Source organism: Aggregatibacter segnis, from assembly GCF_003130075.1.
In the GTDB taxonomy this organism is placed as follows: Bacteria; Pseudomonadota; Gammaproteobacteria; order Enterobacterales; family Pasteurellaceae; genus Aggregatibacter; species Aggregatibacter segnis_A.
This window is the reverse complement of the sequence record NZ_NRCW01000011.1, coordinates 1-24,760: the sequence shown is the minus strand read 5'-3', so window position 1 is coordinate 24,760 and position 24,760 is coordinate 1. Positions and strand designations below refer to the sequence as shown.

General features: G+C 44.1%; 20 protein-coding genes and 3 tRNA genes. 16 read left to right on the top strand and 7 right to left on the bottom strand.

The features are described from left to right. Positions 1-107: 107 nt before the first annotated feature. From DK415_RS09245 to wecA, 4 genes are all read right to left on the bottom strand, one after another. Positions 108-184: transfer RNA gene (locus DK415_RS09245), tRNA-Pro, on the bottom strand. Between the two features lies 1 nt (position 185). Beyond that, positions 186-261: transfer RNA gene (locus DK415_RS09240), tRNA-His, on the bottom strand. A 32-nt stretch (positions 262-293) separates the two neighbouring features. Further along, positions 294-370 (bottom strand) — tRNA-Arg (locus tag DK415_RS09235). A 166-nt stretch (positions 371-536) separates the two neighbouring features. Then, positions 537-1,610: a UDP-N-acetylglucosamine--undecaprenyl-phosphate N-acetylglucosaminephosphotransferase gene (wecA, locus tag DK415_RS09230; RefSeq protein ID WP_162540484.1), complete on the bottom strand. Its 1,074-nt coding sequence runs from the start codon at positions 1,608-1,610 to the stop codon at positions 537-539. A gap of 126 nt (positions 1,611-1,736) precedes the next feature. Between wecA and hemL the strand changes: the two genes are divergently transcribed. After that, a complete protein-coding gene (gene hemL, locus DK415_RS09225) occupies positions 1,737-3,020 on the top strand; it encodes a glutamate-1-semialdehyde 2,1-aminomutase (protein WP_109433380.1) in 1,284 nt (427 codons plus the stop codon). A gap of 70 nt (positions 3,021-3,090) precedes the next feature. Here the strand turns inward: hemL and glnD are convergent, their stop codons facing one another. Together glnD and map are read right to left on the bottom strand one after the other, a co-directional pair. Beyond that, a complete protein-coding gene (glnD, locus tag DK415_RS09220; RefSeq protein ID WP_109433379.1) occupies positions 3,091-5,682 on the bottom strand; it encodes a bifunctional uridylyltransferase/uridylyl-removing protein GlnD in 2,592 nt (863 codons plus the stop codon). A gap of 66 nt (positions 5,683-5,748) precedes the next feature. Continuing rightward, a complete protein-coding gene (gene map / locus DK415_RS09215) occupies positions 5,749-6,552 on the bottom strand; it encodes a type I methionyl aminopeptidase (protein WP_109433378.1) in 804 nt (267 codons plus the stop codon). A gap of 135 nt (positions 6,553-6,687) precedes the next feature. Here map and erpA point away from each other — a divergent pair, with 135 nt between their 5' ends. Genes erpA through mrcB form a run of 3 tightly spaced genes read left to right on the top strand, consistent with a single transcriptional unit; the run spans position 6,688 to position 9,796 of the window. After that, positions 6,688-7,029, top strand: a complete 342-nt coding sequence (gene erpA, locus DK415_RS09210) for an iron-sulfur cluster insertion protein ErpA (RefSeq protein WP_006718546.1) — start codon at positions 6,688-6,690, stop codon at positions 7,027-7,029. A gap of 1 nt (position 7,030) precedes the next feature. Next, positions 7,031-7,393, top strand: coding sequence for a YacL family protein (locus DK415_RS09205; protein ID WP_109433377.1), 363 nt, complete (start codon positions 7,031-7,033; stop codon positions 7,391-7,393). Between the two features lie 30 nt (positions 7,394-7,423). Further along, positions 7,424-9,796 carry a penicillin-binding protein 1B gene (gene mrcB / locus DK415_RS09200; RefSeq protein ID WP_109433376.1) on the top strand — a complete coding sequence of 791 codons (2,373 nt, stop codon included), beginning with the start codon at positions 7,424-7,426 and terminating at the stop codon, positions 9,794-9,796. 122 nt (positions 9,797-9,918) lie between these two features. On the opposite strand, the gene dld is transcribed toward mrcB, so the two are convergent. Next, positions 9,919-11,610 (bottom strand): D-lactate dehydrogenase, encoded by a 1,692-nt coding sequence (gene dld / locus DK415_RS09195; protein WP_109433375.1) that lies wholly within the window; start codon positions 11,608-11,610, stop codon positions 9,919-9,921. Between the two features lie 296 nt (positions 11,611-11,906). On the opposite strand from dld, the gene DK415_RS09190 reads away from it, so the two are divergent. The 12 genes from DK415_RS09190 to DK415_RS09135 all read left to right on the top strand — a co-directional run bounded on the left by DK415_RS09190 (position 11,907) and on the right by DK415_RS09135 (position 24,603). Next, entirely contained in the window at positions 11,907-13,502 is a 1,596-nt protein-coding gene (locus DK415_RS09190) for a lactate permease LctP family transporter (protein ID WP_109433374.1), read from the top strand. Between the two features lie 96 nt (positions 13,503-13,598). Further along, the gene (locus tag DK415_RS09185) at positions 13,599-14,324 is read left to right on the top strand and encodes a (Fe-S)-binding protein (RefSeq protein ID WP_109433373.1); all 726 of its coding nucleotides are present in this window, start codon (positions 13,599-13,601) and stop codon (positions 14,322-14,324) included. Positions 14,325-14,330: 6 nt separating this feature from the next. Beyond that, on the top strand, positions 14,331-15,743 hold the full coding sequence (locus DK415_RS09180; protein ID WP_048749086.1) for a LutB/LldF family L-lactate oxidation iron-sulfur protein: 1,413 nt from the start codon (positions 14,331-14,333) through the stop codon (positions 15,741-15,743). Further along, positions 15,743-16,450, top strand: coding sequence for a LutC/YkgG family protein (locus tag DK415_RS09175; RefSeq protein WP_109433372.1), 708 nt, complete (start codon positions 15,743-15,745; stop codon positions 16,448-16,450). Before DK415_RS09180 ends, DK415_RS09175 begins: the two co-directional genes overlap by 1 nt. 185 nt (positions 16,451-16,635) lie before the next feature. Then, positions 16,636-18,543 (top strand): FTR1 family iron permease, encoded by a 1,908-nt coding sequence (locus DK415_RS09170; RefSeq protein WP_109433371.1) that lies wholly within the window; start codon positions 16,636-16,638, stop codon positions 18,541-18,543. A gap of 42 nt (positions 18,544-18,585) precedes the next feature. After that, positions 18,586-19,107, top strand: coding sequence for an iron transporter (locus DK415_RS09165; RefSeq protein WP_006718557.1), 522 nt, complete (start codon positions 18,586-18,588; stop codon positions 19,105-19,107). Between the two features lie 129 nt (positions 19,108-19,236). Then, positions 19,237-20,655, top strand: a complete 1,419-nt coding sequence (locus tag DK415_RS09160; protein WP_109433370.1) for a Fe-S-containing protein — start codon at positions 19,237-19,239, stop codon at positions 20,653-20,655. A gap of 2 nt (positions 20,656-20,657) precedes the next feature. Next, on the top strand, positions 20,658-21,983 hold the full coding sequence (locus DK415_RS09155) for an ABC transporter permease (protein ID WP_109433369.1): 1,326 nt from the start codon (positions 20,658-20,660) through the stop codon (positions 21,981-21,983). Continuing rightward, the gene (locus DK415_RS09150; protein WP_109433368.1) at positions 21,970-23,109 is read left to right on the top strand and encodes an ABC transporter permease; all 1,140 of its coding nucleotides are present in this window, start codon (positions 21,970-21,972) and stop codon (positions 23,107-23,109) included. Before DK415_RS09155 ends, DK415_RS09150 begins: the two co-directional genes overlap by 14 nt. 1 nt (position 23,110) lies before the next feature. Then, the gene (locus DK415_RS09145) at positions 23,111-23,794 is read left to right on the top strand and encodes an ABC transporter ATP-binding protein (protein ID WP_050693530.1); all 684 of its coding nucleotides are present in this window, start codon (positions 23,111-23,113) and stop codon (positions 23,792-23,794) included. Next, positions 23,775-24,278, top strand: a complete 504-nt coding sequence (locus DK415_RS09140; RefSeq protein WP_109433367.1) for a TlpA family protein disulfide reductase — start codon at positions 23,775-23,777, stop codon at positions 24,276-24,278. The genes DK415_RS09145 and DK415_RS09140 overlap by 20 nt, the downstream gene beginning before the upstream one ends. Positions 24,279-24,291: 13 nt before the next feature. After that, positions 24,292-24,603 carry a c-type cytochrome gene (locus DK415_RS09135; protein WP_109433366.1) on the top strand — a complete coding sequence of 104 codons (312 nt, stop codon included), beginning with the start codon at positions 24,292-24,294 and terminating at the stop codon, positions 24,601-24,603. Positions 24,604-24,760: the final 157 nt, after the last annotated feature.

Genomic DNA, 24,760 nt, shown 5'->3' with positions numbered 1-24,760 from the left:
TCAATTTTAAAATCTTTAATGATAAAAACGAATCTTCAAGTGCCCACACAGTTTGTCTGATTGATTGTTAAAGAACAAAAAATTCCGAGAAACCTCAGAATTAAAATTGGTCGGCGAGATAGGATTTGAACCTACGACCCACTGGTCCCAAACCAGTTGCGCTACCAAGCTGCGCTACTCGCCGATGGGGTGGCTAATGGGACTTGAACCCACGACAACCGGAATCACAATCCGGGGCTCTACCAACTGAGCTATAGCCACCATATTTTAATTAGTTGAACTCACATGACCTTTGGCGCGCTCGACAGGATTTGAACCTGCGACCTTTGGCTCCGGAGGCCAACGCTCTATCCAACTGAGCTACGAGCGCTAGAAGCGTCGTTGCGGGGCGTATATTAAAAGTTTAAAAAGTGCTTGTCTAGTTTTTTTTTATAAAAATTTATCACCAGCTATTTTTTTAGCCAAAATGAATATAATTTATAAAATTTCTGGTTATTTTTTATTTAACTCTAACTTTTTAGTGAAAAATTTAACTTCTATTTAGTTTTAGCCCGTTTAGCTGCGCGACGTTTCATTCGACGTATCCAGCGGGTAATCTTCCATGCTTTCGTAATAGAATAAGAATAGAGGAAGAAGAGAATAATGAATGCAATAAACATGATCCATTCATTAATATAGTAAATTTCCCCTAAAATCCCAAAGCAGGCGCACAATGCCGCAACAAAGGTAATTAACAAAAACGCCTGACGGGAAGTTAACCCTGCGCGCACCATCAAATGATGGACATGCAAGCGGTCCGGACGGAATGGGCTCTTCCCTTTTCTTAAACGACGATAAATAATCGCCACCATATCCACCAAAGGAATAGCAATCACCCAAAGTGCGGTCACCGGATTCATCGGATGACCTTTGCCTTGCGTACTTAGCAACAGAATCCAAATAATCGTAAAACCAATTAAAGTACTGCCGGCATCACCCATAAAGACTTTAAATTTCGGTCCCAACGGAATCCCCAGATTCATCATTAAATAAGGAATCGTTGCAATAATTAAGCCAAAACTCCAATAAGCCAAATCCATTTGCCCATCGCGATACATCAAAATACCGATCGCAGCGAAAGAAACACAAGACAAGCCGCCCAGTAAACCGTCAATACCATCGATCATATTAAAAGCATTAATAATCCCGATGGTCGCCAACACAGTAATAATTAAGCCGATAGATCCTAACGTAAGCTGGAATGGCCCTAAAATTTGCCCTAAATGATCGAGGTAAACATTCCCCATATCGATCATGAGAATGGCTAAAAATGCCTGAACACCTGCGCGCAAGAAAGGGCTAATATCATAACGGTCATCAATAATGCCCATTAATAGCAAGACTAAAATACTGAATAAATAAAGATAAGGTAAACGCGTTTGATCCCACTGCATGAGATAAAAACAAAGATTCCCCATAAACAATGAAATGCCGCCAATTAACGGAATTGCGCCTTGATGGCGTTTACGATAGTTAGGTTTATCCACCAAACCGATTTTGGTCGCAACGGGGCGCATCACAAGTAAAGTTAAAAGTGCCCCAAGAAATGTAACAAATAACGTCAACAACATAGGTTTTCCCATGAAAATAAAATGCGCAAAGGATATCACAAAGGCAAAAGGCTACATAAATATTTTTACTCACCTTCCTTTTTTTCAGTACAATAAAGCACTTTTTTGTATATAAGGATAAAAACGATGGCAAATTCAACCGCACTTTTCTCCCGCGCTCAGCATGTTATTCCGGGCGGCGTTAATTCACCGGTTCGTGCTTTTAACGGTGTCGGCGGCACACCGGTCTTTATTGAAAAAGCGCAAGGCGCTTATATTTATGACACAGACGGTAAACAATATATCGACTACGTAGGGTCTTGGGGCCCGATGATTTTAGGACACAATCACCCCACTGTTTTAAATGCCGTGATGAAAACCGCACAAAACGGCTTGAGTTTCGGCGCACCGACACCGTTGGAAATCGAACTTGCCGAATTAGTGTGTGAGCTTATCCCTTCAATTGAAATGGTCAGAATGGTGAGCTCCGGCACTGAAGCTACGATGTCTGCCATTCGTTTAGCCCGTGGCTATACAAATCGAGATAAAATTATCAAATTCGAAGGTTGCTATCATGGTCATGCGGATTCCTTATTAGTCAAAGCCGGTTCCGGTGCATTAACATTGGGGCAGCCTAACTCACCGGGCGTCCCGGCAGATTTTGCCAAACACACGCTCACCTGTACCTATAACGACATCGACTCTGTCAAACAAGCCTTCGAGCAATATCCTGACGACATCGCTTGCGTGATTGTTGAACCGGTTGCGGGCAACATGAACTGTGTTCCACCAAAAAATGATTTTCTGCAAGGGTTACGTAAACTTTGCGATCAATACGGCGCCGTATTCATCATTGATGAAGTAATGACCGGTTTCCGTGTGGCACTTGGCGGTGCACAACGTTACTACAATGTCACACCGGATTTAACCTGTTTAGGCAAGGTGATCGGCGGTGGTATGCCGGTAGGCGCCTTTGGCGGTAAGAAAGAAATTATGCAACACATTGCCCCAACCGGCCCGGTTTACCAAGCGGGTACCCTATCTGGCAACCCGATTGCTATGGCAGCCGGTATCGCTTGCTTAACAGAATTGAAAAAAGCCGGTAATGAGCAAAAACTGGCGCAACAAACGGAAAAATTAGCAAAAGGCTTGCAACAGCTTGCCGATAAGCATCAAGTGCCGTTTACCGTCAATTATGCCGGCGGCATGTTCGGCATTTTCTTTACCGATAAAAAAGAAGTGACTTGTTATCAAGACGTGATGACGTGCGATACCGAAAAATTTAAACGCTTTTTCCACAAAATGTTGGATTTAGGCGTTTATCTGGCGCCATCTGCATTTGAGGCAGGCTTTATGTCTCTTGCGCATTCTGATGAAGACATCGAGCGCACGCTAGCGGCAGCAGATATTGCTTTTGCTGAGTTGTCATAATTCATAAAATGCAAAGTGCGGTCAGTTTTAAAAACGTTTTTAAATCTGACCGCACTTTTATGTTTAAACACTAATTTAAAATTTGCAACAAACGCGTCAATAACGCCGCTCTCTCCGACTCGTCCAACGCATGTCCGAATTTATTCGTTAAAATAAAGAAGTCTTCTGCTTTTTCACCAATGGTAGTGATTTTGGCATTAAGTAAATTCAGCTCTAAGTCGCAGAACACAGCACTCACATCTGCCAACAAACCGGCCTGATCCAGCGCAAACAATTCCATTTCAGTTTGATCGGTTTTATCAAGATTCAAAAAACGCACGTCGGTTTTCACATGGAAATGAGCCAAATGGTGTTTTTCGCGCAGGCATTGTTTATTCACCGTTTCTGACGTTAGGCTTTTCGTCAACGCGTCTTCCAACATACGACGACGATCGAAAGCCAACTCGGCGCCATCCAGTTCCGTCACAATAAAACTGTCCAACACATAGCCGTCTTGCGTGGTAATAATTTGCGCATCGTGAATGCTGAGTTTTTTCACGCCGATGGTACTCACCACTTTATTAAACAGGTTCGGGCGGTCGTTGGTATAAATAAAAATTTCTGTACCGCCGGCGGAAAACCGATTGCTCACTTTTACCAGCACATCACCGCTAAACTCGGCAAGCAGTTGCGTATGCCAGCTGATTTGCTGCGGCGAATTACGTAAAAAATAATCCAACGGGCAACGCTGCCATAGCTTTTCAATTTGCGGCTCAGAAAGTGCGGTATTTTTTTCACGTATTTCTAACAACGCCAAGTGGCGATGCTCTTCAGCCTTTGCCTGATTATCCAACAAGGTTGCCAGCCCTTGGGCAAATTGTTGCGTGGTGTAATCGTACAAAGTCGCCAATAAAGAACGCTTCCAGCTGTTCCATAAGGTTTCATTGGTCGCCACAATGTCGGCAATAGTGAGGCACGTTAAATAATCTAAGCGCACTTGATTACGCACCCGTTCGGCAAAACTCAACACAATTTCTGGGTCATGAATGTCCCGTCGTTGTGCGGTCACCGACATCAACAAATGCTGTTCTACCAGCCATGCCATGGTTTCTGTTTCTCGTTGGTCGAAGCCATGCAGTGCGGCAAACTCGCGTATATCTTCCGCCCCCAGTAATTCGTGCGCGCCACCACGCCCTTTCGCGATGTCATGAAATAAGGCGGCAATATACAATAAAGTGCGGTCAGAAATTTGATGCATTATTTGATGGCAAATCGGGTGATTTTGCGCCGACGTTTCCGCTAAAAAACTTTCCAGCTTTAACATCACGCGCAGAATATGTTCATCCACGGTGTAACAATGGAACAAATCAAACTGCATTAAGCCGACAATATTGCCCCATTGCGGTAAATAGGCGGTCAGCACACCATATTGGTGCATGGGGAAAAATGCGCGTTGGATGGCATTGGGCTGATTAAACAATCGAATAAATTTTTCTCGTGCCGTCCGTAAATCGCATAAATACCCTTGCCGTTGATCTAACGCCAAATACAGCTCACGTAATACGGAGGAATGGATCTCCGCTTGCGGATATTGCGTTAAATAATAGAAAAGATCGAGGATGCTTTCCGGCTGTTGTTCAAAGCATTGGCGATGACGCAAACAAATGGATTGATTTATCAAGCTGAAATTCACATCAAGCACTTGCTCGTTCATCACTTCATGTGGGGTTAAAAAATGCTCTTGATAATGCTTGACCAGCAATTCGCTCAGCAACGAAATGGAATGTAGCGCCTGAAAAAATTGCTTCATCATGGCTTCCACGCCTTGATTGCCCTCGCCTTGGAATCCCAATAATTCGCTGACTTTTAATTGACGATCGAACAAAAGGCGGTTGTCATAACGTTTTAAAATTAAGTGCAACGCATACCGCACTTTAAACAGAAATTGTTGGCTTTTCAGCAACAAGGCATACTCCGCCGGATGAATAAATCCTGCTTGCAAAATTTCCTGCAAATTTTTCGCCCCGTTGTGGCGAAGGGCAATCCAATACAACAAATGCAAATCCCGCAAGCCGCCCGGACTGTATTTAATGTCGGGTTCAAGATTGTAAGAGGTGTTGTTATAACGTTGATAACGCTCATTTTTTTCTTGAATCTTTGCCTGACAGAAATCGGTTTTTGACCAAAAAATCGGTTGTTGCGCCAATTCCACCAACTGTTTGAATAACGTTTGATTGCCGATTAAATAACGCGCTTCCAACAAATTTGTCGCCACTGTGATATCCGCTATGCCCTCCGCTTCACATTCAGCAAGGGTACGGATGCTCTGCCCAACGTTAAAACCGCAATCCCATAAAAATTGCACGAATTGACCGAGTGTTTCTTGTAACGCCTCGGTTGGGACTTGCTCCGTTAAAATCAAAATATCCAAATCGGAAAGAGGGAACATTTCCTGCCGCCCATAACCGCCCACAGCAATCAGGCTTAATGCAGGATTATCGGCAAATTGAAAATGACGCCACAGGTGCAAAAGGAATTGATCGTAAAACGCGGTACGATTGGCAATCAGTTGATCGATGGCTATTTTGTCAAAATTCGCCAGTTCAAACTGTTTTAAATTTTCTCTCTGAATTTTAACCGCACTTGGCGTAAGCTCGGCTTGGGTATCGTAAGGAAAAAGCATAGGTCGTCTTGCAAAAGCAGGAAATAGAAAAAATCCGCCACGGGAAACGCAGCGGATTTCGGTTAATTAAACATTCACCATAACTCGTTGGATGCGCCCTTCGGCAATCTCTTCATCACGGATGGTCATCACTTCACAGCCGTTTTCCGTTACCACGATTTGGTGCTCAAATTGGGCGGAATGGCTACGGTCTTTAGTTTTTACCGTCCAACCATCGCCCATTAAACGTACTTCTTTTTTACCGGCATTAATCATTGGCTCAATAGTGAATACTATGCCCGGTTTTAACACCACGCCGCCATCGTCTGCGTAATAATGCAACACTTGTGGTTCGCAGTGGAATTCCGTCCCAATGCCATGGCCGCAATATTCGCGCACCACACTAAAAGTTTGAGATTCCGTATATTTTTGTACCGCTTTACCGATTTCATTTAAACGAATGCCCGGTTTAACCGTACGCAGACCGACATAAAGGGCTTCTTGTGCCGCTTCCACCAGCTTTTTACTGCGTAAACTGGTTTCGCCGACGATATACATTTTCGAGTTATCACCAAAATAACCGTCTTTTATCACCGTGACATCAATATTCACAATATCGCCATTTTTCAGATGCTTATCAAAACTTGGGATGCCATGACAAACCACTTCGTTAATGGAAATGCAAGTCGCTTTCGGGAAACCATGATAATTCAAGCAAGCGGGAATAACTTTTTGCACGTTCACCATATAATCGTGACAAATGCGATCCAATTCACCGGTACTCACGCCTTCTTTAATATACGGTTCAATCATCACCAACACGTCAGATGCCAGTTTGCAGGCTTCGCGTAATTTAACAATTTCCTCTTCCGTTCTTAATGGAATACTCATGTTTATCTCCCTATTTAAAAATTAATGGGCGGAATTATAGCACTGTGACAGAGAAAAATCCTTGATAAATTCTTGAATGGACTAGTCGGTTATTGGATAATACGCGCTCAAATAAATCGTGGGGAATTAAACAATATGACAGAGATATCCGTTCCGTTAACCTTTACTGATGCTGCAGCACAAAAAGTGAAGTCTTTAATTACCGAGGAAGAAAACCCGGCGCTTAAATTGCGCGTCTATATTACCGGCGGCGGTTGTAGCGGCTTCCAATACGGCTTTACCTTTGACGAAAAAGTCAATGAAGGTGACTTAACCGTAGAAAATGCCGGCGTGCAATTAGTTGTCGATCCGATGAGCCTACAATATTTAATCGGCGGCACCATTGACTATACCGAAGGCTTAGAAGGTTCACGTTTTGTGGTGAATAACCCGAATGCCTCATCCACTTGCGGTTGCGGATCCTCTTTCAGCATCTAATATGGATTTTCAGTTTACCTCCCATCAAGGCAACATTGTCGCGAAGTGCTCCATGGAGCACGAAGCCTTTGCCAACTGGTTTAACATCGAAGTGCGGTCAAATCCACAACTGATTTCCACCGCACTTTTTCATTTACAAAACTTGCCCGCCCCCCATGCGGCGGATATTGTGTTAACCGGTGCTGAATACAGCTTATACATTAACGCGGATGAGGTGATGGCGAAGGCAAATAATCTCGCCATTGAGAATCAAGACGCATTGGAAGACGGTTTTTATTATTACGATGATGAAAGTATCGCCTTTTGTGGCATTGAAGATTTTGCCCGTTTTTTACATTCTTACTTGGATTTTATCCGCGCCTAATCCCAACATTCAGCCCAAACGGTAACACACATGGCAACAACACCCGCTCAAAATACGTCTTCCAAACCATCATCAAAAACCTCTTGGACGAAGCAATTATTAAAAATTGCATTTACCACCTTTTGTATGTTGTTTTGCTATTCCGCTTATTTGGATTGGCAAATTCGTAGCAAAATGGACGGACAAATTTGGCGTTTACCGGCGGAAGTGTATAGCCGTATTGAAAGTGTTCGGGTCAGCGACCAACTCAGCCTTGAGCAAATTAAACAACTCCTGCTCGATAACGAATATCGCCAAACCACAATGATCGCGGCACCGGGCGATTTTAAAATCGAAGACAACACCATTGTCTTATTGCGCCGTGCGTTCCCTTTCCCCGACACACCGGAGGCACAACGGGTTTTTCGTCTGCGTTTTGAAAATGACAAACTGGCAGTCATTGAAGATCTGATTAACGTCAAAGCGATTGATGAATTTCGCTTGGCGCCGAAGTTAATTGCCATTTTGCAATCAGACAAAGAAGAACGCCTTGCAATTTCTTTGCAACAATACCCACGCTTACTCATTGATGCGTTATTACTGACAGAAGATCGTCGTTTTTTCCAACACGATGGCATCAGCCCTCTGGGTATTTTGCGCGCTGTCATCACTAACATCCAAGCAGGTCATACAGTACAAGGCGGCAGTACGCTGACCCAACAACTGGTTAAAAACTTATTTTTAAGTAACGAACGCACCTTCACCCGTAAAATTAATGAAGCCCTGATGGCATTAATTCTTGATTGGCGTTACGACAAAAACCGTATTTTGGAAACCTACTTAAACGAAATTTACCTCGGGCAGAACGGCGATAACCAAATTCATGGTTTTGAATTGGCCAGCCAGTTTTATTTCGGACGTTCCGTGCGCGAAATAAGCCTAGATCAAATTGCACTATTAGTGGGCATGGTCAAAGGCCCTTCCCTCTATAACCCATGGCGTAATCCTACTAATGCCCTTGAACGCCGCAATGTGGTGTTGCATTTGATGTTAGAACATAAAATCATCGGTGAGGAACTGTATCAATTATTGAGCCAACGCCCGCTCGGTGTACAAGAAAAAGGGAAAATTAGCCGTAAATACCCCGCGTTTATTCAAACTTTACAAACCGAATTACGCCACCAACTTGGCGAAGGCAAGACAGAAAATCTCCTGGGGGCGCGAATTTTCTCTACATTGGACGTGAAACAACAAGATCGCGCAGAACAAGCGGTAATCAGTGCCGTATCCGATTTACAGCTCAAACATAAGAATCCATTTTTGGAATCCGCCATGGTGGTTGCCGATTACCAAACCGGTGAAGTGCGCGCCATTGTGGGCGGGCTGCAAACGCAATTTGCCGGGTTCAACCGTGCCTTATCGGCTAAACGCCAAATCGGCTCGTTAGTAAAACCGTCTGTTTATTTGACCGCACTTATGTATCCGGATCAATTTCGGTTGAACACACCGATTAACAACCAACCGATTACCATCAATGTAAAAGGCAGTCCGCCTTGGCAGCCACGCAATTACGACCGCAAATACAGCGGCTCGGTCATGCTGATGGATGCATTAGTGCGTTCGTTGAATATCCCAACGGTCAATATCGGCATGAAGCTAGGATTAACCAAAGTGATTTCCGTGCAACAAGCGATGGGTTGGGATAAAGTCACGATTCCGAAAGTGCCTTCAATGTTGCTGGGTTCCTACGCCATTTCACCTTATGACGTGACCAAACTTTACCAAACCATCGCTAACGAAGGCGCGAGTATTCCTCTCAATACCATCAACAGCGTAGTGGATAGACAAGGCAATGTGGTTTATTCCCGTGAATTTGAGCCCAAACAAGTGGTTCCACGTGAAGCCGCCTTCCAAACGCTCTTTGCTATGCAACAAGTGGTTGATCGTGGCACAGCTCATAGCCTACAACCGGATTACGCTCATTTACACTTAGCCGGCAAAACCGGTACCACTAACGATGCTCGTGACACTTGGTTTGTCGGCATTGACGGTGAAAACGTCACGACTATTTGGCTTGGCCGAGACGATAACGGTGAAACGAAACTCACCGGTGCCAGCGGTGCGTTACAGGTCTATAAAGAGTATTTAAAACGCGCCACCACCCAACCTTTAAAACTTCATAAACCGGAAGAAATTAAATGGGTCGGTATCAATGCCTATGGTGGTTGGGATTGCAGTAGTGCTCGTACCATTCCTGTTTGGGTAGACAGAAATCAATCTTTCTGCCAACAAACCGAATATACGCCACCAACACCTTCCGCCAATGCCGTTGAAAGCAATAATGCACCAAAACAAGAAAGCGCTTGGGACGTGCTAAACGAAGGTAATTCGGCACCGGTGGAAGACGCAAGACCGGCGAATTAAGTCAAGTTTTCACCTGAGAAAAACACCGTAAAAACAGACCGCACTTTAACGCCTAACGTGCGGTCTTTTTTAATGTATTTTGTAAGGGCACAACAACATGAATCCCTCACAAAATAATGTTGCTATTGCCAGTGTTTCTTCTTCGATGTATGCCCGATGCCCGGGTTAAAACTGTTGGTTGGATCGAGCGCTTTATAGAATTTACGCAACGCCGGTTTCGCTTCATATAAATGGCCCACATTATGTTCTGCCGGGTATTGTGCGCCGCGTTTATCAAGCAATGCCAACATTTGATGCTCCAATTCCATGCAATCATGGCCTTTTTTAACGATGTAATCCTGATGGAAAACATGACACATAAAATGCCCGTAATACAATTTATGACTGATTTTTTGGTCGATCTCAGGCGGCAGCGTTTCAAACCACTCACGATCATTACGACGTAATGCAATATCCAGTGCCACAATGTCTTCCACCTCTTTTTCATGAATCGCACGATAACGAATCGCTGCTGAAGCAACGGCAAAGCGGTGTAACATCGCCGCTTGAGTTTCTACGGCATCACATTCAAAGAAAGCCCCTTTGCTGCCCTCTTTAAAGTAAGAGGTTAAATAATCCCGCGCTTCCTGTACGCCATCACCGCCCATTTTAACAATCAAGTGATGTTCGTATTGATCACGATATTGCCATAATTTTTTCGGCAAATGTTCCGGCAAGACCGTTGAAATCGCCTGCATGATTTTGTCGCTGAAATGACTTGGCATAAAACTGATTTTTTTAGCCAAACGATCCACTTTGGCCTTCATGGCAAATAACTTCGGCAACCAATGTGTGCCAAATTTCTTGATAACCCAGAACGTGTCTTTACCGTATTTGGCAGCCACATCAAACGCGTCACGATGAATATACTCGCCGGAAATCGGTAGCTGTTTAAAATTCGCCAACATATGACGACGAAGATCATTTAATGCCTCAGTTTGATTGGTGCCAATATAAAATACCGCGGTCTTGTTCTCCGCTACAAAGGTATCCAAACGGACGGCAAAAATCGCTAATTTACCCGCACAACCGGAAGCCTCATAGTGACGTGCCGGATCGGCATTAAAACGAGCTGGGCTGTCTTCATCCACTTGGCGCACATGATTGCAGTAAGCGTGATCATGACCTTTGCCACAATCTAATTGAATGTCTTTACGTTGATAACGTTGATTCTCTAAATTCACTAAAATTTCTTCCGGCGTTTCACCCAAATCAATGCCTAGGTGATTAACGAGTTGCAGTTCACCCTGCTCTGTTAATTGTGCATAAAGTGCCATTTCCGTGTAAGCAGGACCACGTTGCACCAATGCACCACCGGAGTTATTACAAATACCACCAATCACCGACGCCCCAATACAGGAAGAACCGATGACAGAGTGTGGTTCACGTCCGTGTGGTTTTAAAGCGATCTCTAATTCATTTAGCGTAGAGCCCGGCAAACAAACCACTTGCTGTGCATCATTAATTAATTGAATGCCTGAAATGCGCATGGCGTTGATAATCACAATGTCGCGATCGTAATCATTGCCATCGGGCGTAGAACCGCCGGTTAAACCCGTATTGGCGGCTTGAGCAATAACAATAACATCTGCCGCCACACAAGCTTTAAGAATCGCCCAAAATTCCGTTAAATTTCCCGGACGGACTACGGCCAAAGCGTTTCCGTTACCAAAACGATAACCACTGCGATAGGCTTCCGATTTGCTTGGGTCGGTAATCAAATATTTGTCTCCGACAATTTGACGAAGTTGACTAATTAATGAAGTACTGGTCATAGATTGTTACCCTTATGTTAAAAATAACGTTAACGAAAAACGCCAAAAGAATAACAGAAATTAACCAGTAAAACAGAGTAAAAATACACTTTTTTTAGACCGCACTTGATTGTACAAAAGTACTAATTTGATTAAAGCTGAAACAATTAAGTTACATAGATCACATTTTTTTAAAAAACATACGCGTTTTTTGATAACTAGATCACATTTTCTCAAAATAGGTATATTTTTTCTAAGTGTATTCTCTAGAATTCGTTCGATGTTTTAATCGCTAATTATTATTAACAGGAGTAAACATGTCTTTTTTCCTAAGCGTCTTACCTATTGCTTTACTGATCTATTTAATGGTGAAGCGTAATGCTTTACCGTCTTACGTTGCCTTACCTTGGATTGCAACACTTGTTATGGGCGTGCATTTATTGCACTTCAATACAGACATTATTACCATCAGCGCGAATGTAACCTCAGCAATTGTGGCGGTACAAACCCCTATTACCGTTATTTTCGGTGCGATTTTATTCAACCGTTTCAGTGAAGTGTCCGGTGCAACCGACATCATGCGTAAATGGTTAGGTAACATTAACCCAAACCCGGTTGCACAATTGATGATTATCGGTTGGGCGTTTGCTTTTATGATTGAAGGCGCCAGTGGTTTTGGTACACCCGCCGCTATTGCCGCACCAATTCTGATGGGGTTAGGTTTTAATCCGTTAAAAGTAGCGATGCTTGCCTTAATCATGAACTCCGTTCCGGTTTCTTTCGGTGCGGTGGGCACACCAACTTGGTTCGGTTTCGGTCCGCTTAAATTGTCTGAAGACATGATTTTAGAAATCGGCTCCATGACCGCACTTATCCACGCCGTAGCCGCGCTTATCATCCCATTACTGGCACTTCGTGTATTAGTCAGCTGGAACGATATTCGTAAAAACTTGGTCTTTATTTATATCAGCGTATTTGCTTGCGTTGTGCCTTATCTCCTCATTGCACAAGTTAACTATGAATTCCCTTCTTTAGTGGGCGGTGCAATCGGTTTGTTTATCTCCGTATGGGCAGCGAATCGTAATATCGGTTTGGCGAAAGTCGAAAACACGTTGGATAGCAATGCAGTAACCACCGGTCAAGTGATCAAGGCACTCTTCCCTACCGGTTTATTAATTGCGTTCTTAATCGTGACGCGTATTCATCAACTGCCGTTTAAAGCGATGATGAACGACACCACCGTTTGGTTTACTACCGTATTAGGTTCACTAGGTACATTTGAAGTGAGTAAAGGCCTTATCTTTAGCCTAAAAAATATCTTCGGTTCTGATGTTTCCTCAAGCTATAAATTGCTTTACGTGCCGGCATTAATTCCATTTGTTATCACCGTATTAATTGCCATTCCGGTATTCGGGGTTTCCGGAGCAAAAGTCAAAGATATTTTTGCCACCAGCTTGAAACAATCCAAAAATCCATTTATCGCCTTAATGGGTGCTTTAGTGATGGTGAACTTAATGTTAGTGGGTGGCGAACATTCTATGGTGAAAATCATTGGCCGTACCTTTGCAGAAGTGAGCGGTAATAACTGGACGATTTTCTCCTCTTACCTTGGTGCGGTAGGTGCGTTCTTCTCCGGTTCTAACACCGTGTCGAACTTAACCTTCGGTAGCGTACAATTATCCACCGCAGAGACCACCGGTTTATCTGTCGCATTAATCTTGGCACTACAATCTGCCGGCGGTGCGATGGGTAACATGGTATGTATTAATAATATCGTTGCCGTGTCCTCCGTATTAAACATTCAAAATCAAGAAGGCACCATCATCAAAACAACGATTATTCCAATGGTGATTTACGGTATTATTGCTGCGCTTTGTGCCACGCTATTAATCCCGTTGTTCTACACGTTGTAGCGGCAACACATAAAATTAACTAAAAAAACGACCGCACTTTTGCGGTCGTCATTTAATTTTTACCTTATTTCTCTTTTTTAACATTGGAGTATTACTATGAATGTGAATTTCTACGTAACCTGCATTGCCGACGTAGTAAAGAGCGGTGTGGCGAAAAACACCGTTCTATTACTGGAAAAGTTGGGCTGTCAGGTGACCTTTTTAGAAAAACAAGGTTGCTGTGGACAACCTGCATTAAACAGCGGTTATACCAAACAAGCCCTGCCCGGCATGAAAAACTTGATCGAAACCTTTGAAGCCAATGACTACCCTATCGTAGCCCCTGCCGGTTCTTGCGTTTATGCCGTAAAAAATTACCCGGATTATTTCACTCGTGCCAATGAACCGGAATGGGCGGAACGCGCGAAAAAAGTCGCCGCTCGTTTCTATGACTTAACAGATTTTATTGTCAATAAACTGGGTGTTACCGACATCGGTGCCCATCTACCAGGTCGTGCAGTTTATCACCCCTCCTGCAGTCTATTCCGTAAACTTGGCATCGTGGATGAACCGATTACGTTGCTAAAACACGTTAAAGGTTTGGAACTGTTACCTATTCACAATCAACAAACTTGTTGCGGATTTGGTGGCACGTTCTCGGTCAAAATGGCAGAAATTTCCGGTGAAATGGTAAAAGAAAAAGTGGAACACGTTGAGGAAGTCGAACCGGAATACTTAATTGGTGCAGACGTGAGCTGTTTACTCAATATCGGTGGTCGCCTACAACGTGAAGGCAGCAAAATCAAAGTGATGCACATCGCAGAAGTGTTAATGCAGGAGTAATAAACTATGTCATTAAAAACTAGCAATCTTGCATTTAAAGCACGCGTCGATCGCGAAGTCCATAATGAAATCATGCGCAAAGCGGTGGTAAAAGCCCAAGAAACTATCGGCACAAACCGTCAAAAAATGGTGGATGAATTAGGCCACTGGGAAGAATGGCGTGATTTGTCGAAACAAATCCGTAACCACGTTTTAGCAAACCTTGATGCTTATTTGTACCAACTTAGCGAAAAAGTCATGGAAAACGGCGGTAAGGTTTATTTTGCCGAAACCGCTGAAGAAGCCACCGAATACATTCGCCAAGTCGCGCTGAAAAAAAATGCCAAGAAAATCGTGAAATCCAAATCCATGGTAACCGAAGAAATCGGGTTAAATGGGGTGTTGGAAAAAGAAGGCATGCAAGTCATTGAAACCGATTTAGGTGAATATTTATTGCAAATTTCCGGTGACAAGCCGTCTCACATCGTGGTACCTGCGATTCACAAAGATCGTCACCAAATTCGTAAAGATTTACATGAAAAACTGGGCTATGAAGGTGCTGAAACACCGGAAGACATGACCCGTTTCGTGCGTGAAAAAATTCGTCAGGATTTCTTAGAAGCAGACATCGGCATTAGCGGTTGTAACTTTGCCGTCGCGGAAACCGGCTCTGTTTGTTTGGTGACTAACGAAGGTAACTTGCGTTTAGCCACTACCCTACCGAAAACGCACATTGCCGTAATGGGGATGGAACGCTTGGCACCGACGTTCCAAGAAGTAGACGTGTTAATTACCATGCTTGCCCGTAGTGCGGTGGGCGCCAGATTAACAGGTTATAACACCTGGCTTACCGGCCCTCGTCTTGCGGGCGAAACCGATGGCCCGGAAGAGTTCCATTTAGTTATTGTAGATAACGGTCGTTCCGATATTTTAGCTTCCGAATTCCAAGAAGTTTTACGTTGTATTCGTTGCGGTGCCTGCTTAAATACCTGCCCGGCTTACCGTCAAATCGGCGGCCATGGTTACGGCTCAATTTATCCGGGCCCGATCGGCGCGGTGATTTCTCCATTACTTGGTGGTTATGACGAATTCAAAGAATTGCCGTATGCCTGTTCCTTGTGTAACGCCTGTAACTCTGTTTGTCCGGTACGCATTCCGTTAGCCCAACTGATTTTAAAACACCGTGAAAAAATGGTGGAACAAGGCAAAACGCCGGCATTGGAACGCTTATCCATTTTCGGTTTTGGCTTTGCCAACTCCCATCCAACCTTATGGAAAATCGGTGTAAACACCGGTGCCAAATTAGCGGGTAAACTCATTAAGAATGGCAAAGCGCCAATTAAAATGGGTGCCTTGGCAGAATGGACAAAAGCCCGTGATTTACCGACACCTGAAGGCGAAAGCTTCCGTCAATGGTTCAACAAAAGAGGAGCAAACTAATGGATTTACAAAATAGAGAAAACTTCCTCAATAAATTGGCAGCTAAAATGGGTAAACAACGTGCCAATGTGCCGGAAACGATGGCGACACCGGTGAATACTTACCCAACAGAACGCCTTACCCATCTCACCCAAGCAGAACTTTGCGAAGAATTTGTAAACTTCGCCAAAGTGATGATGGTGGATGTGGTTGTGACGTCAGAAACGTTAGCAAAACAGACCGCACTTGAGCTTTGCGAAAAATATGGTGGCGGTGATTTAGTGTTAAACGACGACCCTCGTCTGGAAGAACTCGGTATTACCCAAGCGGTTCAAGAAAAATACACTTGCCATATTTGGTCACCGGAACAAGCGGAAGCGAACATTGCCAAATCGGAACAAGCCAATATTGGGATTGTTTACGCAGAATATGGTTTAACCGAATCGGGTGGTATCGTGCTATTTTCCCAAGCTGAACGTGGACGTTCTGTGAGCTTACTGCCGGAGAAATCCATTGTCGTTGTACGCAAAAGCAAGATACTCCCTCGTGTAGCACAACTGGCAAAAATCCTACATGACAAAGCGCAACAAGGCGAACGTATGCCTTCTTGTATTAATATCATTTCCGGCCCAAGTTCCACGGCAGATATTGAATTAATCAAAGTGGTTGGGGTACATGGCCCAGTGGCGAAAATCTATCTTGTCATTGATGATTTAGCACAAAACTAAAACATCCTCGCCATGAGATAAAAGGGAAAGTTGCCAAACTTTCCTTTTTTTATGCGCCATAAAAAAGCTCATTTTGTGATCTACCTCAGAGATTAAACAAGAATTTACTTGCACTAAAAATTGATTAGAGGATAATAATTATCAATTATATCTATAGGCAAATGCAGTAAATCAAGGAGATGCGCATGTGTTTTTCCCGTTGGTCTCAATCTGTTCTTTTTAGTTTTATGATTCTGTTTTCAGCATTTACCCACGCAGAAGATAACTATCAGCAATGGGTACAAGACATTGAAAATCGCTTGGATAAAACCACCGCACTTTATGCCGAAAATAAAATAGATGATGCCCGTACCGAAGTACAAATGGCCTATTTTGAAGTGTTTGAAAATCTTGAAGGCCCTATTCGTATTAACTTTTCCGCACAAAAAAGCTATCAAATGGAAGCCACCTTTGGCGAAATTCGTAAGATGATTGGTGACGGACTGCCACAAGAACAAGTCAAAGCCAAAATTGACGGTCTCAAAGCCGAATTGCAAGAAGTGCTTCCTTCTTTAAAAGAGGGGCATCAACTTAACGCCTCCGCGCAACATGGCGTATATGAAAACCAAACTATCGCCCCTCATTGGCAAAAAAGCTTTAAAACTATCGATGATTTATTAGCCCAAGCCATGACGGCGTATGAAGCGAAAGATTACGCGACCGCCAAAAAACTGGTGCAACAAGCGCAATACGATGGGTATAAAAACTCCGAAATGGAAATGTCCATTCGCCAAAATCGTTCCGCTGCCATTTCCGGCAATCTTAATCAACAGTTTTATGATTTAATCAAACTGAGCGAACAACCGGATCAAATCAGCAATTTCGGTTATCAAATCACAACGTTATTACAAGACGTTGAAGAGCAACTGCCTGACTTACCAACCACCCGTGATACACAAGTGGAACAGCCTGCCAATCAAACTATCGCTGATACCACGCAGGACAAAGACTGGTCACAGGTTAGTGCACAAGTGAATGCAGGTATTCAACAAGCCATCGGCTTGTACGAGCAAGGCGAAGCCAAAAAAGCCATGTTAGCGGTGCAAGATACCTACTTTGACATTTTTGAAAGCACTGGCATGGAAAACAAAGTGGGTTCCCGCGACAGCAATTTCAAAACACAATTAGAAGGCTATTTCACTCGTTTAGTGAGCTTAATGAAAGCCGGCGCAGAGAAAGAAAAGTTACAAGAACAAGCGCAAGGATTAAGCCAAGATTTGAGCAAGGCTGTAGAAATGTTACAGGGCGGAGAACAAACTGCATGGAGTATGTTCTTATACAGCTTATTAATCATCTTGCGTGAAGGCTTGGAGGCGCTATTAATCGTTGCTGCCATCGTGGCATATTTAGTAAAAAACAACCATCAGGACAAACTACCTGTCATTCGTCAATCCGTCTATGTGGCATTACTCGGTAGCCTCATTACCGCTGTGATTTTCCAACTTATTTTCTCTAATTCCGGTGCCAGCCGAGAATTGTTGGAAGGCTTCACAATGATGATTGCGGTGGTGATGTTGTTCATGATGAGTTACTGGTTGCTGTCGAAAGTGGAAGCGCAAAACTGGAAACGCTATTTGGAAGGCAAACTCTCTACCGCGCTCACCACCGGCTCGCTCGTGGGTTTGTGGCTGACCAGTTTCCTTGCCGTGTATCGTGAAGGCGCAGAAACCGTGTTGTTCTACTATGCCCTCGTTGGCGATGCACAAAGTGCGGTGGATTATTTCTATCTTTTCGGCGGTTTTTTCCTTGGCGTAATAATTCTCGCCGTGTGTTATGTTCTCATGCGCTACACCGTGGTGAAACTACCGCTTAAACCGTTCTTTATGTTCACCGGTTCATTCATGTATTTAATGGCCTTTGTGTTTGCCGGTAAAAGCGTACTGGAACTTATCGAAGGCAAATTATTTGAACCAACCTTGGTTTCCGGTATCACGGAAATCTCATGGTTGGGTATTTATCCTTATGTAGAAACATTGGTTCCGCAGGCTGTCTTGTTGGTGGCTGCTGTTTTTGCATTCATTTATATGAAGTACCAAAGCAGAAAATCTGCTTAATGTCGCACAAGCTATACTTATTCAGTTAAGGAGAAACTAAGTATGAAAAAAACATTAATCGCCACCGCACTTTTAGCAGGCATGATCACCGCACCGGCAGCCTTAGGCTTCAAAGAGTTTCCTGTCGGTGAACCGGTGACTATGAACGAAATGGAAATTGCCGCCGTGTATTTACAACCGGTTGACATGGAACCACGTGGCATGGGCTTGCCGGCAGCGAAATCCGATATTCACTTAGAAGCGGATATTCACGCCACCAAAGGCAACAAAAACGGTTTCGGTGAAGGCGAATGGATGCCTTACTTAACCATTCAATATACCTTGGTCAACAGCGACACCGGTGAAAAACAAGAAGGCACCTTCATGCCGATGGTGGCCAGCGACGGTCCTCACTATGGTGCAAACATCAAAATGATGGGCGTGGGTAACTATAAATTAACCTATCACATTGACCCGCCACCAAAAGCCGGTATGCACCGTCACACTGACGAAGAAACCGGTGTTGGCCGTTGGTGGAAACCGTTTGATGTTAACTATGAATTCAAATTCACCGGTTTGAAATAAGCCTTTCAGGTGTTAACTAAAAATAACAATAAAAACACCTTGAAATCACTCAAGGTGTTTTTTTATGCTAGAGCATAATCTCTGATCAAAAATAAGCGATATGATTCATTCACCCTTTCGGAGTAAGCTATGAACTATTTTTTTGTTTTCCTCATTCAAACCCTACTCCCTATTTCTATTTTGCTCAGTTGCAGTTGGGCGCATTACCCGAACGCCGATGCGAAAAAACTCATTTGGCTTTCTCTTTTCGGATTTTTTATCGGTAGCCTCATCTCGCTGAATTTACCTGCAACACAAAGTGCAAAACTCGCTGCTACCATTATTGCATTGTGTATTTTATTGTTTGCTTATTTCAGCCAATTTATCCATTGGCAAAAACTCAATACCCTTTGGCATATCATGTTGTCTATGCTTGCCGGACACTTATGGGCAAAAGATCCCAATATTGCGGCTATCACCGGCACAGACGTCATTAACACCGACTTTTTACTTCAATTCAGCGCGATCATTTTGGGCGTTATTTTCTGCATTATTGTCGCCGGTTGGCTATTTATTTTATTTCAACAACAAAAAACGTCCGGAAAAACGACCGCACTTTCTATTTTCTTAACCTCCCTTTTCACGCTGTTATTGATAACCCCGTTATTTGGCGATGTTTTGTTGATTTTAATGAAACTCCAAGTGCTCGAACTTACAAAAGTGCGGTTAAGTTTTGCGGCAAAATCAGGCAATATTTCTGTCTATTTAAATTATATTAATGCGACTGTATTGGCGTTTATTGTGATCCTATTTGCGTTTAAAACACACTTACCCCGTCTTCGCCAAGTTAAGCAAGAACAAGCCCCCATTGAAAAACGCAAAGCGATTGCCGCCAAACGGACCTCCGGCAAAATTATCGGTTACGGTTTAGCCGCAATCGCTATCATCCTTCTTTCCCAACTTTATTGGGACAGAATCGCATCCCAGCCACCACAACTTTCCGAAGCCCAAAGAGTCACGTTAGACGCGGAAAACAACGTACACATTCCAATCGAACAAGTAAAAGATGGCAAATTACACCGTTTTCTTTGGGTTGCCGACGATGGCAAAGCGGTACGTTTCTTCATTATTAATCGTCTGCCCGACAAACTCAGTCTTGCTGCCGTGTTCGATGCCTGCATTTTATGTGGCGACCAAGGTTATGTAATGGAAGGCAACCAAGTGGTATGCGTAGGTTGTGGCGTCCGTATGTTTACCCCTTCCATCGGCAAACCGGGCGGTTGTAACCCGGTGCCAATCGATGATTGGAAACAAACAGAGACAGAAGTGGTCATCAACAAGAAAAACTTGGAAGAAGGCTTGAACTATTTCAGTACGATCATTGAAATTGAAGTGGTGGATCCCGTCAATGGTAAGAAATTGACCAACACGAAAACGGAACACAAATACAACCATGAAGGCAAAACCTATTTCTTTACTGATGAAAAGAACTTAGAACTGTTCCGTGATAATCCTGAGGCCTATTTAAACCAAGCCGATGAAGCCACAACCGCCAAGGAGGAAAAATAATCATGTTAGCGCGAATGTTATTTCAATCTTGGCGTTATGGTTTAAAGCGTAAGTTTCTTGCCATTGTCACCATTTTCCTCGCTGCCGGTTTGATTTCCGCCTTGCTCGCCGTGTCCATCGACATTGGCGACAAAATGGCAAAAGAGTTGAAATCTTACGGAGCCAATATTTTGGTGGAACCGGCTAGCAGTGCCGTTTTGCCGGATGATATCAGCGGCCGTAGCTCCCTCACTACGCAAGATTTTTTAGATGAAAAAGAACTGCCGAATGTGAAAGACATTTTCTGGCGCAACAACATTGTGGGGTTCGCCCCCTTACTGAGCACGCAGGTGAAAGCCAGCGTAGCTAACGGCGCAGAAAACGATGTGAGCATCCTCGGGACGTTTTTTGATCATAATATTCCTGTGCCGGATGAAGAGGATTATCACACCGGGCAAAAAATCATCAGCCCTTACTGGCAAGTAGAAGGCGAGTGGGTGGATGATGCTACGGATGATTTCGGTGAACAAATTCCTGCCCTACTCGGTGCCCAGCTTGCCAAACAACAGCAATGGAAAATCGGCGATGTGATTAGCTTAAGTTATCAGACGGAAGAAAACGCGTCACCACAACACATGACCTCTATCGTAAAAGGCATTGTTAAAACTGGCGGTACAGAAGAACAACAACTGATTTTGCCGTTAAGTGCGGTGCAAAATTTACTTGGATTAGAAGGCAAGGTACAGGCGATTAAAGTCTCCGCGCTAACCGTGCCAGAAAATGATTTATCCCGCAAAGCCCGCGCCAATGTGGACGGTTTGGCCGCAGAGGAATATGACCGTTGGTATTGCACGGCCTACGTTTCCTCTATTTCCCATCAATTGGAAGAAGCGATTTCCGGCGCGATTGTTCGCCCTATTTGGCAAGTCGCGGCTTCCGAAGGCGTCGTCATTGAGAAAATTCAATTATTACTCGCTGTCGTCACCCTTGCCGCACTGATTGCCGCCGCCATGGGCATTGCTTCATTAATGACCACAACCATTATCGAACGCAGCAAAGAAATCGGCTTAATGAAAGCGCTCGGCGCCTATCAATGGCAAATCGTCTTGCTGTTTTATTGCGAAGCCATCATTAGCGGCTTAATCGGTGGCATCTTAGGTTGCATTGCCGGTTGGGGGTTAGCACGTTTTATCGGTGCCACGTTATTTGGCGCACCGCTCAGTTTCGCCTGGATCGTTATCCCTTGCGTACTGGTACTTTCCGTCTTGATCGCCGTGATCGGCGCTTGGTTCCCGGCACACCGTATTGCCCGTCTTTATCCTATTGAGGTACTTTATGGCAGACAATAAACCTATCAATATGTTTTGGCGCTTGGTGTTACGCGCCTTGCGTCTGCGCTTGCAACGGGTATTCATCATTTTTGCCGCACTCACGGTAGGCGCAAGCATTGTGACGGCAATGGCGGCCGTGTACTTCGACATCAACACTAAAATGAGCCAAGAACTGCGTACCTTCGGCGCCAATTTTTATATTGGCCCAAGCAACGGCAATTTAATCAAAGTGGATCAAGTGCAACAGATTCTTGACCAAGCACCGAAAGGCTTAATCACGGCTGCAAGCCCCTATTTATATGGCGTGACACGTAGTGATTTGGAAAAAATCGTGATAATGGGCGTGTGGTTTGAAGACATGAAAACCCTTGCGCCTTATTGGCAAATCACAGGCAATCCTATCGGGGTAAACTTCGACGAACGCAACGCTATGATCGGTAAAACTCTCGCGGAACGGCTCAATTTAAACGTAGGCGATAAACTCACGTTAAGCCTCAATTCCGTGGATAAACACCAGTTCAATATTAAAGCTATCGTAGAAGCAGGCGATGCTACCGACAATATGTTGATCGTGAGCCTCGATTTTGCACAAAACTGGTTAGAAAAAGAAAACTTGGCGACCAACGTATTGTTAAACGTCAAAAACGATCAAGGCCAAGTGGATCAATTCGCCCAACAGTTGCAACAACAGTATCCCGATTTAGACATTCACCCGATCCGCAAAGTCTCCGCCTCCGAAGGGCAAATTTTAGATAAAATCAAAGGCTTGATGGGCTTGATTTCTGTGGTAATTTTGATTTTAGCCACCCTTTGCGTGAACACCACCTTAATCGCCATTGTGGGCGAACGGGCGAAAGAATTTGCGTTGCAAAAAGCCCTTGGTGCGAAAAGCCGAGACATCATCAAACAAATCGGCGCAGAAACCTTGATTATCGCCCTTTGCGCCATTGTATGCGGATTAATCATCGGCTATCTATTAGCACAGGTGCTCGGCTTAACCGTATTCAAAGCCTATATTGATATGCGCCTGCCGGTGCTCCCGATTACCATTACTTTATCCTTATTAGTGGCGTTTATCGCGGTTATCGTACCGACCCGCCGCGCTTTAGACATTCAAACCGCCAACGTATTGAAAGGGGAATAACATGGCTAAACCAGTCATTGAAACACAGCATTTATATAAAAGATTCGGCCAAGTGACCGCACTTGAAGACATTAATATTCAAATTGCCGAAGGTGAATTCGTCTCTATCATGGGTGCCTCCGGTTCAGGTAAAACCACATTAATGAATATTCTCACCGGCTTGGATACCGCAACCGAAGGCAAAGTGATTTTAGACGGTGTGGACGCAGCACAACTGGACGAAACGGGCAGACAACGTTTCCGCGCGGAAAAAATCGGCTTGGTGTTCCAACAATTTCACCTCATCCCCTATTTAACCGCGCTTGAAAACGTGATGTTGGCGCAACATTATCACAGCGTGGTCGATGAAGCCGCCGCCAAAGCAGTATTAGATCAAGTGGGCTTGGCACATCGCATGAATCATCGCCCAAGCCAACTTTCCGGCGGGGAACAACAACGGGTGTGTATTGCACGCGCCTTAGTGAATCAGCCGCCGGTCATTTTTGCCGACGAGCCGACCGGCAACCTCGATGAAACAAATGAAAATTTGGTGTTGAATTTACTCACGGAATTAAATCGACAAGGGCGCACTATCGTCATGGTGACTCATAACCCGGATTTAGGTAAACTCACCAACCGCATTATTTACTTGCAACACGGCAAACTATTGCGTGAGGAAAAAAACAATGAACCCCCAACGGCTTAATAAATTAGCGAAAATGCTTGGCATAAGTGCGGTCGTTTTTTTCAGCGTTTCCTGCAAAGAGGAATCCGCTCAAGTCGGCCAACCCGCACCGGAAATTGCCGCCTTCGATCTGCAAGGCAATAAAGCCTCATTAAGCGACTGGCAGGGCAAAACCGTGCTCATCAACTTCTGGTCGGAAACCTGTGGCGCCTGCATTGCGGAATTAAGAACCTTGCAACAATGGGCGGAAAAATACCCGAACCAAGTGCAACTGATCGCCATGAATATCGACGGCGAAAAGGCCGACACGCAAGCGATTGTCACCAAACGACAACTCACCTTGCCGGTGTTTAAAGATCAAATGAAAATCACTGCAGAACGTTACCAACTTGTCGGCACCCCTACCTCTTTCGTGATTGACCCAAACGGAAAACTAATATATAAATTTGAGAGTTTGCTATCCGAAAAGGATTTACAACAACTCTTTACCCCAACGAAAAACTAAATTAAGGAAAATCATGAAAATTTATTACGCTATTCTTCCTCTTATCACACTCAGTGCTGTTTCTACCGTTCAAGCTGAAGGCAACTTAGAACACGGCAAAAAAATTTTTAACCGTTCATGTGTGCTCTGTCATGGGAAACAAGCTGAAAAATCGGCTATGGGACAATCCCAAATTATTAATACCTTCAACGAAGAAAAAATTATTAGCTCACTTCAAGATCGCAAAAGCGGAAAAATTTATGGTGGCGGCAATCACGTAAAAGAAGGGCTGAGTGATCAAGACATGCAAGATGTAGCAAGCTATATCCAAACACTTAAACAATAGTGTGTTGTCTTAAGAAGTTAAATTCAAAACAACCTTGAAATACCACCCTTTAACGTTTGATGTTCTAACGAAGACTGCGGAACGTGGTCTCGGACAGTGTCTGGTGGGTAGTTTGACTGGGGCGGTCTCCTCCCAAAGAGTAACGGAGGAGCACGAA